Genomic DNA, 18,826 nt, shown 5'->3' with positions numbered 1-18,826 from the left:
ATCTAAAGAAAGTCGATGACAAGATAACAATCAAACAAAATGTAGATTTTAAAGGTATTAAATTGGATTTGAATGTTGTTGCAGAAGGAAAAAAACGTAAGAAAAACAAAATTACTGTATATACAGAGGATAATGAAAATATATTATTCGTTAAAGCTATTTTAAAGACTAAAGCATCTATATTAGATTTTGTAGATGTAACTCTGCCGTGTTCAACCTTAACTGAACTTGTAAATAAAAACATACCTGCATTTAAACACCCATATTCTATCATCATATTGGATGGAGATGTTAGGATGAATAGGGCGTATCTTAAGAAAATAAAAAATGCAGATAACATTTTAATATTGCCAGGGAACAACTCTCCTGAAAGACTGCTGGCATCCTATTTGTATAATCTCTCTGATGCAGATCCATTATGGGGCAATATAGCAAATGGATATACCAAACAATTATGTTTCCGAGACTATACTATGGAACAAATAAATGCAGGAGGTGAGTTGGGGCGTCAAGATGCAAAAAAATGGTTTAATGGTCAGTTGGAATATTGGGGACGAAATGGTAATAAGGTTTTTAATCCCTTTTTACGTTCGATTCCTATCGAAGTACAAGAGTTTAAAAGAAATTTTGAAAATATGATAAAACGGTATATTTATGACTAAACTTCCGGTGACCACAATAAAGGAGCTTAAATGCCGAAAGTATTCTTTGGGTTCTTGGTCGATATATAATCAGAATCAGACTTTCTCTTTCATTAACCGAATAAGATACTGTTTCTTTTAGAGCTTTTGCTCAGGCACACTCAGTGAAACAGTGTCTGATTATCAGTTATGATTGCTTGAATTTATATTTAAGTCCATACTCTTCAAGTTTACTGTATAGTGTAGCTCTGCTTATTCCCAACAGTTCGGCGGCGGCACTCCGGTTGCCGTTTGTCTGCTTTAACGCACGCATTATCCGCTCCTTATCCTCCGCATCATTGCGCAGGGCGAAGCTGACAGGTGAGGTCGGTTTCGTCACGGCAAGTTCAAGATGCTCTTTCGTGACCACACCTTCCTGAGCCTGCAACACGGCTCCCATGATTTTCTGCCGAAGCTCCCGCACGTTGCCCGGCCATGCGTGGGTCAGCAACGCTTTACGGGCTTCGGAACTGAAACCGCTCACATTGCACTCCAGTTCCTTGTTGGCTATCTCGCGGAAGAACTCCGCCAACGGCATGATGTCCTCCTGACAGTCACGCAAGGGCGGCACGGTTATCACGAAGTCTTGCAGACGGTAGAGTAAATCCTGCCGGAAACGCTTTTCGCTCACTGCCGCCTCCAGATCCTCGTTGGTGGCGGCGATGATGCGGACGTTGAAACTATTGTCCGATTTGTCACCGACCGGGCGATACCGCCTCTCCTGTATGGCACGGAGCAACATCTGCTGGGTCTCCAACGCAAGGTTGCCCACCTCGTCAAGAAACAGCGTGCCTCCTTCCGCCTCATGGAAATATCCTTTCTTGGTGCTGTCCGCACCCGTGAACGCGCCTTTGACGTGTCCGAAGAAAGCCGACGGCGCAAGTTCTCTGGATAGCGAACCGCAGTCCACCGCCACGAAGGGCTTGCCAGCCCGTTTGCTCTTGTCGTGCAGATGGTGGGCGATATGCTCCTTGCCTGTGCCGTTCTCTCCGAATATCATCACGCTCATGTCGGTGACGGCTACCAACTTTATCCTGTGCATGATTTTCTGAAAGGCGGAACCTTCACGGGCGAAAACGGGCATCCGGCTGTGTCTCGACTGACGCTCTTTCTGTATGGAGCGGATAAGGGGGACGAGTTTGTCCTCTATCAGTTTCTTCGGAATATAGTCTATCGAACCGAGTTTCATGCTTTCGACTGCCGTATGCACTTCGGCGTAGTCGGTCATTATGATGAACGGCTGCATCTTTCCCTCCTTGCGCATCCAGCGCAGCAGGTCTATTCCGTTGCCATCGTTTAGGCGCAGGTCAGAAACTACTATATCATCATCCGTTGCCTGTTGCAGATGTTTCTTCGCTGTTGACAGGTGGTAAGCCTTCACGGTACTGTATCCCTCCCGTGCCAGCAGATTGCAGACATATTCGCAATACACGATGTTATCCTCCACCACGATTATTCTTGTCTTATCCATTTTCGTATTTTCTCCTTTCCTCCTTTGCCAACTGTATAATCTCCGCTCCTTTATCCAACACGGTGGTCACGGAATTACTTAACGCCTCGTTATCGGACTTATCCTTTCCATGAAGCACACCATAAAGCACCTTCAGCGGCTGGTCGGCACGGAGTATCTCCCACGAACTGCGTAAGTGGTGTGTCAAGGCATCAAGTTCTTGCAGATCGTTTCGCATTGCCGCATCCCGTACCGCCTGCATTTCTTTCTCGGTTTCCGTTATCAGTTTTTCCAGCATGACAACTTCATTGCCGTAGGACAACAAGGCGGAAAAATCCGGTTTACCGTCCTGTGTCGCTTTAATGGCGCACTTGTCGGAAATTTCCAGCAGTTCCGATATGGAGAATGGTTTGAACAGGCATCCGGCAAAGCCTCGTTCCAAAAGTTCCTCCGCATCGCAACTGCCCGAAGCGGTTGCCACGACCACGGGGATTGTCTGTGAATTGCCAACATTGGACGATCGGAGCAGTTCCAGCAGCTCGAAGCCGTTTATGCCGGGCATATTCAAGTCCGTCAGCAACAAGTTGTATTCTTTTCGGCGTATCATTTCCATCAGTTCCGCCGCATCGGTGCAAGTGTCGCAATGTATTCCCTCCTGTGCATACATCTCTTTCAACATCAGGAGCAGCACCTCATCATTGTCGATGGCGACAACATTGAGGTTTCTCTCCTCCCGGTGGATATAAGTCTGTATCTCTTTTTCCGGTATTTCTTCGGCTTTCTGCATGGGTATTTCCACTGTGAAACGACTTCCTTTCCCTTTCTCGCTTTCCAAATGGATTTTGCCGTCAAGCATCGCCACTATGTTATGCACGATGGCAAGTCCAAGTCCGAAACCGTCTTTTGCGGCGGCGTTTGAGAGGCGTTCAAATGCCCCAAATACACGTTGCTGTTCATCTTCTGTCATGCCTGTGCCTGTATCCTCGAAAATCAGTGTCAGCACTCCGTTGGTATAATCGATAGTCAGCGACACACCGCCTTTCTCCGTGAACTTGATGGCATTTGACAGCAGATTGTTTCCAATTTGGATGATTCGCTCCTTGTCGGTCAGTACAACCGCATCGTTTCCGTTCTTTACGGTCAAGGAAAGCCCCTTGTTCATGGCGACGGGCATGAACTCCGTTTCAAGGGTATGCGTGATTGTGGAGATGCGGCAGGGCAACAGTTTGGGCTGCTCCTTGCCGTTGTCCAAGCGGAAGAAGTCCAGCAGGGTGTTAAGCATATCCCGCATACGGTCGGAAGATTGTTGTATGCTTTGAAGAAAATTCACATTGTTCTCCTTGCTGCACTCTTTCTGTAACAGCTCAGTATAACCTGTTATTGCCGTTAGTGGTGTGCGCAGTTCGTGGGTGATGGTATGTACCGCTTTCTTCCTTGATGCTATCAGTGCCTCGTTCCGTTGTACGGATTGTTCCAGTTGCCCTATCAAATCCGTTGTCTTGCGCTTGTATTGTTTGATACTCTTTGCATCACGGTGTATGATGATGTAGGAAATTAACAACAGCAGAAGGACGAATCCCATTAAACCGCCTACCTGCATAAATGACTTTCCACGCATGGCAACTATTTCGTCTTCCCGCCCTTGCAGGTCGGCTTGTTCCGACAATCGACGGCTTTGCTCTTTCTGTTCACTGACCATGCTTCTATTGGGTGAACGAAGCGTAGTTGTTGTTGTCGGCGGCTTCGTTTCCTCTTTTTTGCCGAATATGCCCAAGAACCCTTTTCGTTTCGGTTTCTTGGGCTGTTCCTGCATACTTGTCTGAACAATGAGAGGTACTTGACTGGCAATCTTCTTGTTGATGGATTGTTGTTCGTCTATTAACCGAACAATCTGAAACATCTGCCGTTCCTTATCTTCCAAAAGACTGCGCACACTGTCAATACGTCCAATTACATGAGTTTCATTGAACAGGCACAATGTGCTGTCCAATGCAATGCGTTGGGCATGGTAATTCTCCAAATCCGTTTCGTCCCAATCCAATGCAGTTTCTCCTAATAGCGAAAACTCTATCAGTTGGATATGAATACGGTTTACCTCCTTCCTGAATTCATCTATATGCCGGTTGCCAACCTCCAATGCTTCCACTTCCTGCCATTCATTATGACAAGTAAATGCAATGGCTACTACTATTAGAATTATGAAAGTGTGACTTAATGCTATTGCCTTACGTACAAATTCCATCTATTCTCTTACGAATTAAAATCGTCCTCCTCCCAACGCGTGATAAAGTTTGATTACACTTTGTATGCGTTCAAAACGAGTTTGCAGCTGTTGCACTTCCGCTTCAAGGAGAGATTGCTGGGCGGTCAATACTTCCAGATAGGTAATATTGGAATGACGCATCAGTGATTCTGTTTTCCGCACGGCATCGCATAATGTTTCCACCTGCCGAGCATTGATTTCAAGTTGCGATTTCGCAGTCTGCCATGCGGTCAAAGCATCGTTTACCTCTTTGCCTGCGTTCAACAAAGAGTGTTGGAACAGTAACTTCGCTTCTTCCTGGCGGATTTGGGCAGTCTTCAGGTTGGCGATGTTTGCGCCTCGATTGAACAAGGGCTGTGTCAGGGAACCGATGGCATTGAGCAACCATTGTCCGGGATTGGTGATTATACCGCCACCGTTATTGGTCCATCCAAGTGTTCCCGAAAGGGTGATATGGGGGTAGAATGCGGCACGTGCCGCATTGGTTGTGTAGAACGCCTGCGCCAGTTCCATTTCTGCCTGACGCACATCGGGACGGTTGGAAAGTAACTGCAAGGGGACTCCGATAGAGACGGTATCGGGGAAAGCTGCTTCGACCAGATTACTTCGTGCTATTGAGTGTGACGGCATGGCAAGTATTGCAAACAAGGCGTTTTCTGTTTCGGAGATGCTCTTGCGGATGGATAATAGGGACGATTCGAGCTGCATCACGTTCGCTTTTGCCTGCAATACACCGGCTTCGTTTGACTGTCCGGCTTTTTTCAATGCTTCGAGAGTGCGCACGGTAGTCTGCCAGTTTTCAAGGGTGCGGTGGCTTATTGCCATTTGCGCGTCGAGCATGGCAAGGGTATAGTAACTGTCGGCAATAGTGGCGACAAGCTGAGTCTGTACGGCTTGCCGGTAATCACGGCTTCCTTGCAAGGCGGCAGCGGCACCACGTTTTGCAGCTGTGAGGTTGCCGAAGATGTCCAGTTCCCAGCTTGCTGTCGCTCCTGCATTATATGTCTTTGCCGTTGCTCCATCGTGCTTGCCGGCATTACCTTCGGCATTCAGTCCGAGTGAGGGTAGATAGGAGAGTTTAGCTGTCAGCAAGGCGGAGGCTGCCGCTTCCACCCGTAGCCGTGCCACATTGAGGTCTGTGTTTCGGTCAAGTCCTGTTTCAATCAAGGACTGAAGTTTAGGGTCGGTAAACATTTCCCGCCACGACAGGGAGGCCAGAGTGGTGGTATCGGCGTCTGCCGGAAGGGTGCTATACAGATTCTCCATCGAGAGGTCGGGGCGATGATACCGGCTGTACGTGCCACAGCCGGTAAGCATCCATCCTGACAATATGATATATATTGCTGTCTTTTTCATTTAATTATGCTTAATACGTTCTTGGATATATTGGAAGACGATGAACAATGAAGGCACGAGGAACAACAGAGCCAATGTACCTACAATCATTCCGCCGATTACACCTGTGGCAAGCGAACGGCTACCGTTGGCACCCACTCCGTGAGCCAGCATCAGCGGGATAAGGCCGAACACCATAGACAACACGGTCATCAGGATGGGGCGCAGACGGACTTTTGCCGCACTGTATGCCGCTTGTGCCAGTGTCATGCCTTCCGACCGCCGCTTGCCTGCATATTCGGTAAGCAGGATGGCGGTCTTGGCAAGCAGGCCGATAATCATAATCAGACCGGTCTGCATGTAGATGTTGTTCTCCAGACCGAAGAGCCATGCGAACAGGAAACTGCCCATCAACCCGCAAGGCACTGCCAGCAGAACCGCAAAGGGAATAAACACGCTTTCGTACAAGGCACACAGAATCATATAGACCAGGACCATACAGAGCAGGAATATCAGCGTGGCATTGTTGGTTGTCTTGCTCTCCTCGCGCGAGATGCCGCCAAACTCGTAGGTGTAATTTGCCGGGAGAACCTTGCGTGCCGTCTCACTGATGGCTTCGAGCACCTGCCCCGAACTGTAACCCCGGGCCGGAGACCCATTGATGGAGATGGCATTGAACAGGTTGAAGCGGGTGAGGTCTGACGGACCGTTGGTCTTGGTCAGACGCACGAACCGGCTCAACGGTGCCATGCCGCCATCAGAGGTGCGTACATAGATATGATGAATGGACTCTGCATTCACACGGTATTCCGCCGGAGCCTGCATGGTGACGTGGTAGAGCTTGGAGAAGCGATTGAAGTCGGAAACATATTGTCCGGTATAATAGCCCGACAGGGTGGAAAGCACCTCTGCGGGCGACACTCCCGACTGCTCGCATTTGGCGGCGTCGATATCCACCCAGTATTGCGGATAGTCTGTGGCAAAGGAGGAATAGACTTCGCCTATTTCGGGCCGCTGCGACAAGGCCTCGACAAACTTGTCCGCCTCTTTCTTGAAAGCGGTAATGTCTCCGCCTGCCTTGTCCTGCAAGTAGAGCTCAAAGCCGTTCCCCATGCCATATCCGGCTATCATTGGGGGCGACATGGCAAACACCGTGGCATCAGGGATGTCGGAGGTGGCGGCATAGATTTTTCCGATGACGTCGTTGACCGACTGCCCCTCTCCCTCACGCTGTTCCCAGTCTTTGAGTGTCACGAAATACATGGCCTGCGACGGACCGGAACCGCTGAAAGAGAAGCCGGCAACCGCACCGTTGTATTCTATCTCGCCGATACTGTCGAGGCGGCTGTTGATGCGCTCCATCACCTTGACGGTCTGCGCCATTGACGTGCCGGGCTTCGTATTCATGCTCACCATGACCGTTCCGGTGTCTTCTTCGGGGATAAGGCCCGTCTTGGTGGCGTTGACCAGCAGCACCAGCAATACAAAGGACACTGCTATAGAGCTCCACATCAGCCACCGGCGGTGGAGGATGAACATCACTCCACGCACATAGCGTCGGCTCAGACGGTAGAAAACGGCATTGAACGCCTTTCGGAAACGGGCTGCAAAGTTGTCCTTTGTATTGCCGTGCTCGTCGATATAGGGCTTCAGCAACAGGGCGCAAAGTGCCGGTGAGAGGGTGAAGGCATTGATGGCCGAGATGCCCACGGCAACCGCCATCGTGATGCCGAACTGCGCATAGAAGGCTCCCGAAGTGCCGCCCATCATGGCAACGGGAAAGAACACTGCCATAAAGATGATGGTAGAGGTCAGAATGGCCGATGAAACGTCTTTCATGGCATCATCGGCCGCAAGCACCGCCGACTGGTAGCCCTCATCAAACTTCGCCTGCACCGCTTCCACCACCACGATGGCATCGTCGACCACGGTGCCGATGGCAAGCACAAGCGCAAACAGGGTGAGCAGGTTGATGGAAAAGCCTATCATGGACATCACGGCGAACGTGCCGATGATGGAAACGAAGATGGATATGGCAGGAATAAGCGTTGACTTGATGTCCTGCAAGAATACATATACCACTACGATAACCAGCAGTATCGCCTCCAGCAAGGTGCGGATGACCGAGCGGATGGAGGCATACAGAAACTTGTTGGTGTCGGTAAGCACTACGAATTCCGCTCCTTCGGGCAGGTCACGGTCCAGTTCGTGGAGCACTTCGTGAATCTCGTTGATGGTGCTCGACGCATTGGACCCTGCCTTCTGGTTTATCATCATCATGGCTGCCGGATGGCCGTTCACTTGGGAGGAGTAGTTGTAGTATTCATCGCCCAGCTCCACATCGGCAACCTCTTTCAGCCGAAGCACGTTGCCACCCGGCAAGGACTTGACTACCAGTTCGCCAAACTCATCGGCACCGGACAAGCGTCCGCGGTACTTCATTGTGTATTCGTTGGCCGTGGGGTGATTGGCACCGAAGGAGCCGGTGGCGGCTTCGATGTTCTGCCGCGCGAGTACGGCGGATATGTCGTCGGGTATGAGCCCGTATTGCGCCATACGGTCGGGCTTCAGCCAGAGGCGCATGCTGTAATTGGAGCCGAACAGTTGCGCCTTTCCCACGCCGCTGATGCGCTTCAGTCGCGGTTCGACATTGATTTTCATGTAGTTGTTCAGAAACGTCTGGTCGAAGCGGTCATCGGGCGAGTAGAGGGCAAAGGTCAGCAGCTCGGCATTCTGCTGCTTTTCGGTGGTGACACCGGTCTTGGTGGCTTCTGCCGGAAGCTGGCTCAATGCGGCGTTCACACGGTTCTGCACGTTCACGGCTGCCATGTCGGCATTGGCTCCTTGCTTGAAGTAGATGTTGATGGAGGCGTCTCCCGTGTTCGATGCCGTGGAGGTCATATAGGTCATGTCTTCCACGCCGTTGATGGCTTCTTCCAGCGGCACTATCACGGCTTTCTGCACGGTTTCGGCGTTGGCTCCGGGATAGGATGCCCATACATTGATGGTGGGCGGGGCGATGTCGGGATATTGCTCCACCGGCAGGGAGAACATGGCGATGACGCCCAACAGCACAATCACCACCGAGATAACGCCCGAGAACACCGGGCGGTCTATAAAAAATCGTAGCTTCATTTCGTTTCGTCTTTAGGGGTTATGCTCATGCCTTCTCTCACCAGTCCCACGCCTTCGGCGATGAGGGTGTCGCCGACCGAGAGACCTTCTTTTACGATAAACCGGTTGCCATCGTTCAGGCGGTCCACCGTGAGATAGGCAGCTTCCGCCCGTCCGTTTTTCAGTCGGTAGGCGATGATTTTGTCTTGCAGTTCCACGGTGGCGGTCATGGGAATGGTGATGGCATCCGTTTGGGGGTTCCGAAGGACGATGTTGCCGATGCTGCCGCTCAGCAGTTCGCGTTCGGGATTGGGGAACAGGGCTTTGATCTGCACCGCTCCGGTCGCAGGGTCCACCACACCGCTTACGGTCTCGATGCGTCCCTTCGCTTTGTACAGACTACCGTCGTTGAGTTGCAGGCTCACTTCCGGCATCTTGGCTATCAGGCTGTCAATCGAGCCGTAGCGAGTGGATAGGTGTCGCAGCATGTTTTCCGACACGGAGAAGTAGGCATACATCTCCGCATTGTCGGACACGACCGTGAAAGGCTGCTCCATGTTGGGACTGACAAGCGCACCGATGCGGTAGGGCAATGTGCCTACCACGCCGTTACTCGGACTTTTGATTTCAGTATAAGAGAGGTTGTTTCGTGCATCCGCTTCCTGCGCCTCGGCCTGTTGGAGTTCGGCAAGTGCCACAGCTAGTTGGTTTCGGGCAAGAGAAAGGTCGTATTCGGATATTACCTTCTCATCAAACAAGGCTTGCTTACCTTGCAGTTCGATTCGTGCCGTTTCCGCTTTTGCCCGTGCTGCGCTGACATTAGCCAAAGCTGTGCGTAAGGCTGCCAGATAGGGTGTTTGGTCTATCACTGCCAGTACTTGCCCTGTCGTCACCCGTGTGCCCTCCTTCACGCATAGACGCGTGATGCGGCCGGATATTTGCGGCATGATATCCACATCTTGTCGCCCGCGGATAGTGGCGGAATAAGATTCGGATATTTCCACCGGCATGGACGATACTGTTATGACCCGATAACTCGGTACCGCATCCTGCTTACCGTCCTGCTTGCATCCAGTCGACAGAAACAGCATGACGGCAAATGCGGCGAAATTAATGATAATGAATCGCTTGTTCATATTCTTTTCTTGTTCTTAATTATTCGTAATTGATTTAGCACTGATTGAATTCCATTCTTTTTTTAGAATGGAATAAACACGGGTATCTTCATATTTCGGGGTGCCGTTAGGATTGTTTATAAATGTCACAAATTCCTTGAAGCATCCTTCGCGGCGCATACCAAGGCGTTCGCATAAGCGTTTGGAGCGAATATTGTCATCTTCCACAAATCCATAGATACGCCGTGCACCCGCCTCCCGAAAAAGATAATCCAACAATCCGATAACCGCTTCACGAGCTAATCCTTTGCCCTCAAAACGTTTGTTGAAATGCCAGCCCACATTGTAAGTATCTTCATTTTCACGCAAAACGAAAACATCACCGATTATAAAGTCCTCCTTTTTCAAACTCACTGCATAGCGTTGCATATCTTTTTGGGAATACTGCATATATACGAATGCCGCCTCTTCAGAACAAAGGCGGTCGGCGGCAAAGCAATTCACACGAGGATTTGAAAGATATTCCAAAAGTCCAACAACGTCTCTCTTTTGAAAGTCTCTGATTACAAGACGTTCTGTTTCAATTTTCATACACTTTTTTTTGAGATGCAAAATTATACCCCTATAAAAGTTCTTGCAATTCAAAGAGTATCGAAGCGGATAAATTAAAGTCCGAACTATCCAAACTGACAGTTAAGACCGAAAAAAGGATAATCTTTCAAGTGCAGATCGGTTTTAACAAATACAATGTGTATTTCACCAATAGTTATTATCGTTTCGATAGTAATTTTATCCGTTTCAGCCTGTTTATCCTATCAACCAAAGGAGTAAAGCCTTATCTTTGCCGAATCAAGAGTAACTTTGCACCCGATATGACCCAAGTGAAAATGAAAATAATGAGTTGGAAGAACGGCCTGTTGCTATCTGCCGTCTCCTATGTATTCTACCTTGTCATGTGGTTTATACTCGATGACAAGACCATCGACCAATTGCCGGGAATGACAATCGCTGATTACATGGTCGATTTTCTGCTGTGTATGCTTTTTACCTACATATCCTTAGGATTCTGTTTTCTGGTCTTCAGGGTATTGCCGTTCAGGACATCCTACGTGTGGGGAATGGTCTATGCATCCTGCCTAATGGCACTGAACAATATCGTTGCGTTCGGTATGATAACCTTGTTCAATTTCCTATGGGACGAAACCGACAACGGGCTTCTCGACGAACTCCTCAACATGAAAGGCGCATACACCTTTGCCATGATATCTACCTTCCTGTCAAGCGTCTATGCCAACTCCTTCTACCTTCAGTCTTACATCAAGGCGCGCGACGAGAAACAAGCACTCGAAATGGCGCTGATGAAGGAAAAAGAGATCGCCTTGCAGTCGCAACTCAACTCGCTGAAACTGCAAATCAACCCGCACTTCATGTTCAACAACTTCAACAACCTGCTGGAACTGATTGAGGAAGATACCGAGCTTGCCGGAAAATTCCTGAGTAACCTATCGAAAGTGTACCGATACATCATCACCAATCTGGACCGCAATCTGATACCCGTTGCCGACGAAATCAAGTTTCTTGATTCATACTTGTATTTGATGAAAGTACGCCACAACGAAGGGGTCATTGCAAAAGTAAGTCCGGGCGTCAGACAATGCAAAGGTTTTCTTCCTCCGGCTGTATTGCAGCTTCTTGTAGAAAACGCAATAAAACACAACAGCTTTTCATCTGAACATCCGTTGGTTATCAACATAAAGTTGTCCGATGATTACATAACCGTCTGCAACCTGAAACGACCTTTGATGTTCCCAATCGAATCAACCGGTTTAGAACTTAAAAATATCATAGAACGATATGCTTTACTTTGTGATAAAAAGGTCAAGATAGAGAATGCCGAAAACTTCTATTCGGTAAGTCTGCTCATCATAAAAAACATCAACCCTTATGAAAATACTGATTCTTGAAGACGAACAGCGCAATGCCAAACGCCTCATAAGGCTGCTGAACGATATTGACAGAACATTTATTGTTGAAGGTCCGCTTGCCAGCATCAAAGAAACAGTCGAATTCTTTCAATCTGGCAAAACCACAGACCTCATCCTTGCTGATATCCGGCTAACTGACGGTTTGAGTTTCGAGGCTCTTAAACATGCCCAGGCAACCGTTCCCATCATATTTACCACCGCATACGATGAATATGCAGTACAGGCATTCAAGTTCAACAGTTTTGACTATCTTCTGAAATCGCTGGATCCGGATGAACTTGAAGCGGCCATTGACAAGGCAGTCAAAGCCGGAAAGAATTATACCGACGAAAACTTGCAACAGCTTTTTGACGCCTTACAGAAGAGCAAGTTCCGTTATAGGGAGCGTTTCCTGCTTCCTTATCGTGACGGATATAAGACCGTGCGAGTTTCGGACATCAACCATATCGAAACAGAAAACAAGATTGTACATCTTCGTCTCAACAATGGCACTTCCGAAGTGGTCAATGTGTCAATGGATGAACTTGAACACCAACTGAACCCGGACTATTTCTTCCGGGCAAACCGCCAATATATCATCAATGTAGAGCACGTTTTGTTCCTCGGTAATTATTTTGGAGGAAAGTTGATTGTCCGTTTGAAAGGTTATCCGAAGACGGAAATACAAGTGAGCAAGGAAAAGGCGCAGAGGCTTAAAGAATGGATTGACAGGTAGACTATTCTTGCAAAAAGAGTATCAAATATATTTAGTTTGTAAATCAAGTATCTAGATTTCTATTTATCAGTTAGAAAGCCAGATACTTGATTCTACTATATTTTCATCCCTTTCAGTTAGTTCTTATTCTTAACAGATGTCCGACAATGACATGGTCGGCAATGAAGTTACCCGTCGGACTTCGTTCACTTGCCGAACTGCGAACCAAAGGGACATCCAGCTATACCATAGAATCATCCCGTCTTTGTTGCCACTTAGCCTCCATTTCTCTTGAAAGCTCCATTATCTCCCGGCTCAGCTTCACAAGGTCGATGGTGCACTCCTCCAGCTTGTAGAGCAACGCCATCGCCTTCTTCTCCGAGAAGTGGATGCGCAGCTCCTTGACGACCTGATTGTAGTTCGTGCCTATGCCACGGAACTGGGCATGGAAATCCGACAGCTTGGTGTAGTAGTCCACCAGCGTCTTGTCCACTTTCAGCACCTTGAACTTCTGTCCGAAGAAGTGCGCCTTGAGAAAGACGGCTTTCGCGTACACGTTAGATTCCTCGTACATCGTCAGGAATCTGTTCCATTCCACATCATCGAAGCGCACCATCACGCAGTGCGTCTTCGGGTTCAACTTGGGATTTCTCCCGTACTTGCTCTTCTTTTTCATACTTCTTATTTTTTCAATTTTATGGCTTGTCCATTGTTTAATCTTTGATTAATGAACCCCGAAATTATCCGACTGCGGAGGATAATTCTGCCCACGGCGGTGAAGGTGTTTTCAGTTACTTAGAATTATTCGGGTAACTGAAAATATATCTTGCTATGTCTTTGAAGACATAACAATCCTCCGCTTGTCGGATTGTTTTCCGAGTGTAATCACTCATCTTGGGTATCGGTTAAGCCGATGAAGTGTATTCACCAGCCTAACCGACTTTCTGTAATCCCGTCAGAGCTTGCGCCACTGCTCGATGTCGTTCCGATAGGTGTCGAGGTGCAGGCGGACGAGGTTTTCAATCAGCCCCGATGCGCTCATACCCTTTCCTCCGAGGAAGCGGACAACCCTGTCCAGTTCGTCACGCACCGTCTCGCTGACAAACACGGGCTTGCGGTTGATAATCTTGGGGACTTGGAGATAGGTGGCGCGGTACTCCTCCAGCGACAGCCTGCGCTGCTTGCTGCTGACACGCTTCTGCGGCATTGCTGTTTCCCCGACCGCCTCACTTGACGGTTCATCCGCCATAGCGGTCTCCGTTTCTTCCGTGACGGTCTTGCCGGGCTGTTCCGGCTCATCCGGCTCCAGGCCGATACGCCTGTAGATGTCATTCATCGACTTGGGAGTGTAGGATTCCCTGCGTCCCATCTTTTCCACGATTTCACGAGCCTGCTGCTCTGTAATGCTTGGTTCTCTCTTCATTGTAAAAAACAAATTGATTAAGTTATTAACTGTGGTCTTGGTAAGCACCTCGACCGATTATCGGGAGCAAAGTAAGATGCTTCAGTGCAGTCTGTCAAGCACTTGGGTTCTCTTAGGCAATTTTGTATGGTTTTGCTTTATGGTGATAGAAATAACGGTGCAGACTTCACCGTTTTGCCGGATGTATATAACCGAAAGGGAAAAAGGTTTAGTTACGGGTGATTTTGAATTAAGCTCTTATTTGGGCTGTGGTGTCCTTATTAAATATAGGAATTAAGGGCTAAGGACTGGGCGGATTGGGCAATCGGTGAACCATGCCTGTGCCAACCTCTACCACCCTGTGCCACTTGCTGCCAGACCAAATTGAATCCATTGCCGGATGCCGGATTATGTATTTCTTTGCGGGAGAAGGAATGATAGCCGCCAAAGGAAAAGTCGGTATCACGGACAATGACTACCGTATCAGCGCAACATGCTACCACTTCCGGGAAACCCATTGTCAAGTAACGGATTATACATTCCTTTGCGGCATAAGAAACAGTAACAACTAAAAAAAGACAATATGGAAATCGTATCAATCGAAAGAAAGACCTTTGAGGAGCTGGTCGCCAAGTTCGACCGCTTCGTCTGCCGTATGGATGCCATCTGCCATCGGCACGGCGAAAAGAAAATGAGCGAGTGGATGGATAATCAGGACGTATGCCGGATGCTCAATATCAGCCCACGAACCTTGCAGACGCTTCGGGACAATGGGACTTTGGCATACAGCCAAATCAACCACAAGACCTATTACCGTCCCGAAGATGTGCAACGTATCGTCTCCATCGTGGAGGACAGACGGAAGGAAGCAAAGTTCAAAGGCAGGACAATCTGATAACCGAATAGAGTAATGACAATAATTCCACTAAATCCAGAGTAATATGAACGAACTGATTAACAAAGACAACGAGTGGATAATCCACTTCATGGGCAGTCTTGACCGTCTGCTGGACAACGTAGAGCATCTGACTGCCAGCTACCGCCCGACACTGAACGGGGAGCGTTTCTTCACGGACAAGGAGGTGTCGGCACGGTTGAAAGTGAGCCGCCGAACACTTCAGGATTACCGCAACGAAGGGCGGATAGCCTACATTCAGTTGGGCGGCAAAATCCTCTACCGAGAGTCCGACATCGAAAGGATGCTGACTGACAGCTACCGTACCGCCTACCGACAGACGGCTATCTGATTTTCTTGAAAGAGCGCAGTTTGCCGTCTGCCCTATGTTTGCGACAGCAATGGTACAATAAAAAAGGAACGGCTTACGGATGAAGCATCAATGTTTAGCTTCGTCTGTAAGCCGTTCCTTCTCTTTCTTCTGATTTCCCGTCAGTCGCTTGTTTCCGTTGCCGGATGCCCAAAATGCGTGTGGTTGGCAGGGGCAAGGTTTTCGGGCTGAATACGCTCAACCCCGTTGAGGAAGATTCTGCCCGAAACGGCTATGCCGCCCGACCTTGCCAATGCTGTCAGAGCCACACGCTACCTTTGCATCCGTGCATCGGGAACAGGTGGCTGACGGGAAGAACCTCGACTATACCATAGGTTGCCATTCTTACCATAGGAAACAAACAATGTAACCGGGATTCCTTTCTTGGTGGTGCAGATTTCATTTATTACGAACCGCCTGAACAAAAGGGTCTCTTTGCTACATATTCTGAAAGCGATGGCTATAATCATTTCAAAATTATACACATCATAACTGATGCCGTCAGTTTGCTTGATATACTTCATCGTATCAGTTTCGTTCAACTCTTTGTTCTTGTAAATTGCCTGTATCATCTTGCGGATATTGCAAGAGAACACCCCGAACAGGTCGGCTATCTCGAACTGGGTCATCCACACTGGGGCTGTCGGTACGGTGACCGCTCCCATTTTACTGATTGTTATTATTTCTCTGCTCATAATCCCTTTATTTTATGATGATTATATACTGTTTTCTTTCTTTTCGCCAGCCGATATTTTCTTTCTTCGCTCCATCAGTTTGTCCATGTCTTTGGAGATTTTATCATCGGTTATCCGTGCATACCCCTGAGTAGTTCTGATGTTGGAATGTCCCATCATCTTGGCGATGCTCTCAATCGGTATATCCGCTGAAATCAGGAAAGTTCCGAAGCTGTGCCGACTTTGGTGATAGCTCAGATTTTCCTCCTTGCCTATGGCAACACCCATCTCGTGGATGTCAAACCAAAGTGAATCACGGCTTGGGAGAGGAAACACGGGCTTCTCATCATCGGTTGTGTTGTACAACGACAATATCTGTTCCGCTATGGGATGTAAGGGTATGAAAGCCTCCACCTTTGTCTTCTTGCGGTTGATGCGGATATACCGTCTGCCCTCCGCATTCGTCCCGATATGATGGGGATGAAGAAGTTTGATGTCCACATACGCCAGTCCCGTCAGGGTCGAGAAGATGAAAGCCCGTCTTGCCAGTTCCATACGCTTGTCATACATCGGGGTGGAAAGTATCTTTTTGAACTCATCGCGGCTGATGTACCTGTGCCTTGCCTCCGGCTTCGGTTCATACTCCAAGTCCTCGCAGGGGTTCACACGGATAATCTCCTTATCGACTGCCAAATACAATAAACGATTAAGCCAGCACATACATTTGTTGGTTTGGGAAGAGCTGAAATTCTTGCACTTCTTCAGGAAAGCTTTATAGGACTTGCCAAAATCCTCCGTCACTTCTTCAAGAGGAATTTCCTTTTTCCCGATTGACGCTATAAAGTCCGTCAGGTATTTCTGATAATACATGGAGTGACGGTAGGAAGAAGTGGAATCTATTTCCTCGGAATGTTTCTTCAACCGCTCCCGTTCCCATTCACCCATTTGCAATAAGGTAGTCGGATGGATATTATTCAGGGAAATATGGTTCTTCAACATTTCCGCACTGACCACTCCTTGCGATTTAAGTATCTCGGTATAGGCTTCCTCAGTCAGACGCAGGTATTCCCGTAAGCGGTTGTTCTCCCTGACGGTCTTTATCTCATTCTTCCTGCCGTTCCAGTCTTCGGGGCGGCAATAGATACCTGTGCTTATGGCGGTCTGCTTGCCGTCAATGGTTATACGGCAGAGTACGGCGGTCGTACCGTCAGCCCTCACCTTGCTGCGGTTAATATATGGCAATAATGAAAATGTGCTTCGCATATTGTTGTTGGATTTATAGGGTTAGTTTGAAATCTTGTGTCGCCTCTATGAACTTGTCCATATCCTCGAAGAGTTTTTTCGGACTGACACGGGCATATACTTGAGTGGTGGAAATGTCGGAATGTCCCAGCATCCGGCTGATGGTCTCAATCGGCACACCCGCTTCGAGCGTTATCAGCGAGGCGAAACTATGCCTCGCCTGATGATAGCACAAATCATCCTTGATGCCAGCCAATGCCGCCAACGCCTTCATGTGTCTTCTAAGATTAGGCCAGCGTAGTAAAGGGAACAATGTGTCCCTGTCCTCACTGTGATACTTTTCAATCAGTGCAATCGCTTCGGGAAGCAACTTCACGCTTGCCCGATGTTCGTTCTTCTTCCTGCGGTATTTCAGCCACAACGCTCCGTTATCGTCCGTGTACAAGTTCTCATCGGTAATGGATATCACATCCGCATACGAGACCCCGGTATAACACCCGAAGAGAAACATATCCCTTGCCAGTATGTGAGATTTACGATGCGGTTCAATTTCCACATCACGGATTTTCTCGAACGATTCACGGCTCAATGCCCGTGGGGTTTTATCCGACTGCTTGGGCAGGGTGAAATGCTGGAAATGGATTTTGTCTGCATAGCCTTCCTTATAAGCCAGACGGCATATTTTTTTCAGTATGGCAAGGTGATGTCGGACAGTATCTATTGCATAACCCTTATTCTCCATAGCGAAAACCTGATAGTCATGGATGAACTGTTCCGTAAGCTGCCCAAATGCTAAATCCTTGACCTTGTACTGATGCCCAATGAACTCACCAAGTGTCAGACGCATATAATGATAAGTCGAGTAAGAAGTTTTCGCACGGTCAATACCAATACGGGCTTTGAGGTCGTCACAGACAACATCAGTCATTCGCATGAGTGTCATCTGCGTTTCCATACTTCCTTGAAAATGATTCTTCACATCGGTGGCATCGAAATCCATTTTACGGCTCACAAGGTTGTCAAAGGCGTTGTTTACCGCCAACAACAGTTTCTCAATCTTGGTGTTGGTTTCCACCGCCTCCTTGCTCTTGCCATTCAGACGGCTTTCACAGGGATTCCACAGTTCGGGAGGGCATGACAGCTTGCATCCGAACTGCGCCATCGTGCGGTTGACGGTAATGCGTCCCATGATGGGAGCCTTGCCCGACTTGTCCAGTCCGCTCTTTTTGAGGTAGAGCAGCACCTTGAATTTTTCTACTTTCATACGCTTATATTTTTAAGTGCAAATTTACTTGCCATATAAGCGTCCCTTGATGCGCAAAACACTGTGTATTAACGCAAACAAAACGGTGGGGATTTCTTTTCATCGCTTTCCGTTACCTGTTCCCGTTTCGGTAACTGCCCGGCTAACGGTTTGGTAACTGAACAACCTCAATATTCCGTTGTCGTTTGCATTTTTTCAACTTCGCAAAATACCGAAATATCGCTTATTCCTAACGGTTTACGTTTAATCTATACCTGTTCGCTGTTGCTTGCTTTGCCGTGTATATTCCACTGCGGACGCCATACCTACGCCACCGAGATCACGCTTTCGCATGGTGTCCCGC

The 18,826-nt window shown here is 48.4% G+C and carries 17 protein-coding genes and 1 pseudogene; 5 read left to right on the top strand and 13 right to left on the bottom strand.

The genetic code is table 11. The features are described 5' to 3' along the window. Positions 1-662: pseudogene (locus KTR07_RS26240) on the top strand (ATP-binding protein); the annotation flags it as partial. 166 nt (positions 663-828) lie between these two features. On the opposite strand, the gene KTR07_RS26235 reads toward KTR07_RS26240, so the two are convergent. From KTR07_RS26235 to KTR07_RS26210, 6 genes are read right to left on the bottom strand one after another with little or no spacing between them, the layout of a single operon-like run. Then, entirely contained in the window at positions 829-2,151 is a 1,323-nt protein-coding gene (locus KTR07_RS26235; protein ID WP_254306579.1) for a sigma-54 dependent transcriptional regulator, read from the bottom strand. After that, positions 2,144-4,372, bottom strand: a complete 2,229-nt coding sequence (locus tag KTR07_RS26230; protein ID WP_217315537.1) for an ATP-binding protein — start codon at positions 4,370-4,372, stop codon at positions 2,144-2,146. The genes KTR07_RS26235 and KTR07_RS26230 overlap by 8 nt, the downstream gene beginning before the upstream one ends. Positions 4,373-4,387: 15 nt before the next feature. Further along, positions 4,388-5,749 (bottom strand): efflux transporter outer membrane subunit, encoded by a 1,362-nt coding sequence (locus KTR07_RS26225; RefSeq protein WP_004312631.1) that lies wholly within the window; start codon positions 5,747-5,749, stop codon positions 4,388-4,390. Beyond that, positions 5,750-8,863 carry an efflux RND transporter permease subunit gene (locus tag KTR07_RS26220; RefSeq protein ID WP_005822092.1) on the bottom strand — a complete coding sequence of 1,038 codons (3,114 nt, stop codon included), beginning with the start codon at positions 8,861-8,863 and terminating at the stop codon, positions 5,750-5,752. Continuing rightward, complete coding sequence (locus tag KTR07_RS26215) at positions 8,860-9,978, bottom strand: efflux RND transporter periplasmic adaptor subunit (RefSeq protein ID WP_004312628.1); 1,119 nt, start codon at positions 9,976-9,978, stop codon at positions 8,860-8,862. Before KTR07_RS26215 ends, KTR07_RS26220 begins: the two co-directional genes overlap by 4 nt. 15 nt (positions 9,979-9,993) lie before the next feature. Further along, positions 9,994-10,548, bottom strand: coding sequence for a GNAT family N-acetyltransferase (locus tag KTR07_RS26210; protein WP_004312627.1), 555 nt, complete (start codon positions 10,546-10,548; stop codon positions 9,994-9,996). A 281-nt stretch (positions 10,549-10,829) separates the two neighbouring features. On the opposite strand from KTR07_RS26210, the gene KTR07_RS26205 reads away from it, so the two are divergent. Together KTR07_RS26205 and KTR07_RS26200 are read left to right on the top strand one after the other, a co-directional pair. Further along, positions 10,830-11,921 carry a sensor histidine kinase gene (locus KTR07_RS26205; RefSeq protein ID WP_217315538.1) on the top strand — a complete coding sequence of 364 codons (1,092 nt, stop codon included), beginning with the start codon at positions 10,830-10,832 and terminating at the stop codon, positions 11,919-11,921. Beyond that, the gene (locus KTR07_RS26200; RefSeq protein WP_217315536.1) at positions 11,902-12,657 is read left to right on the top strand and encodes a LytTR family DNA-binding domain-containing protein; all 756 of its coding nucleotides are present in this window, start codon (positions 11,902-11,904) and stop codon (positions 12,655-12,657) included. Before KTR07_RS26205 ends, KTR07_RS26200 begins: the two co-directional genes overlap by 20 nt. 220 nt (positions 12,658-12,877) lie before the next feature. Here the strand turns inward: KTR07_RS26200 and mobA are convergent, their stop codons facing one another. The 3 genes from mobA to KTR07_RS26185 all read right to left on the bottom strand — a co-directional run bounded on the left by mobA (position 12,878) and on the right by KTR07_RS26185 (position 14,556). Further along, positions 12,878-13,312, bottom strand: a complete 435-nt coding sequence (gene mobA, locus KTR07_RS26195) for a conjugal transfer protein MobA (RefSeq protein WP_004312624.1) — start codon at positions 13,310-13,312, stop codon at positions 12,878-12,880. Between the two features lie 279 nt (positions 13,313-13,591). Continuing rightward, positions 13,592-14,059, bottom strand: coding sequence for a DUF3408 domain-containing protein (locus tag KTR07_RS26190; protein ID WP_004312623.1), 468 nt, complete (start codon positions 14,057-14,059; stop codon positions 13,592-13,594). Positions 14,060-14,319: 260 nt separating this feature from the next. Continuing rightward, the gene (locus tag KTR07_RS26185; protein WP_005822095.1) at positions 14,320-14,556 is read right to left on the bottom strand and encodes a hypothetical protein; all 237 of its coding nucleotides are present in this window, start codon (positions 14,554-14,556) and stop codon (positions 14,320-14,322) included. A 65-nt stretch (positions 14,557-14,621) separates the two neighbouring features. Between KTR07_RS26185 and KTR07_RS26180 the strand changes: the two genes are divergently transcribed. Next, positions 14,622-14,933 (top strand): helix-turn-helix domain-containing protein, encoded by a 312-nt coding sequence (locus KTR07_RS26180; RefSeq protein ID WP_004312622.1) that lies wholly within the window; start codon positions 14,622-14,624, stop codon positions 14,931-14,933. 46 nt (positions 14,934-14,979) lie between these two features. Continuing rightward, the gene (locus KTR07_RS26175; protein WP_005822096.1) at positions 14,980-15,285 is read left to right on the top strand and encodes a helix-turn-helix domain-containing protein; all 306 of its coding nucleotides are present in this window, start codon (positions 14,980-14,982) and stop codon (positions 15,283-15,285) included. Positions 15,286-15,425: 140 nt separating this feature from the next. On the opposite strand, the gene KTR07_RS26170 is transcribed toward KTR07_RS26175, so the two are convergent. Genes KTR07_RS26170 through KTR07_RS26155 form a run of 4 tightly spaced genes read right to left on the bottom strand, consistent with a single transcriptional unit; the run spans position 15,426 to position 18,483 of the window. After that, positions 15,426-15,572: a hypothetical protein gene (locus tag KTR07_RS26170; RefSeq protein WP_008770397.1), complete on the bottom strand. Its 147-nt coding sequence runs from the start codon at positions 15,570-15,572 to the stop codon at positions 15,426-15,428. A 3-nt stretch (positions 15,573-15,575) separates the two neighbouring features. Continuing rightward, positions 15,576-15,998: a hypothetical protein gene (locus KTR07_RS26165; protein ID WP_004313907.1), complete on the bottom strand. Its 423-nt coding sequence runs from the start codon at positions 15,996-15,998 to the stop codon at positions 15,576-15,578. Between the two features lie 21 nt (positions 15,999-16,019). Then, the gene (locus KTR07_RS26160; protein ID WP_004313906.1) at positions 16,020-17,240 is read right to left on the bottom strand and encodes a site-specific integrase; all 1,221 of its coding nucleotides are present in this window, start codon (positions 17,238-17,240) and stop codon (positions 16,020-16,022) included. 13 nt (positions 17,241-17,253) lie between these two features. Further along, positions 17,254-18,483 carry a site-specific integrase gene (locus KTR07_RS26155; RefSeq protein WP_004313905.1) on the bottom strand — a complete coding sequence of 410 codons (1,230 nt, stop codon included), beginning with the start codon at positions 18,481-18,483 and terminating at the stop codon, positions 17,254-17,256. Between the last annotated feature and the right edge of the window lie 343 nt (positions 18,484-18,826).

This window comes from Bacteroides sp. MSK.20.82 (assembly GCF_019052485.1).
In the GTDB taxonomy this organism is placed as follows: domain Bacteria; phylum Bacteroidota; class Bacteroidia; order Bacteroidales; family Bacteroidaceae; genus Bacteroides; species Bacteroides thetaiotaomicron.
The sequence above is the reverse complement of the archived record's forward strand: the minus strand, read 5'-3'. Positions and strand labels throughout refer to the sequence as shown.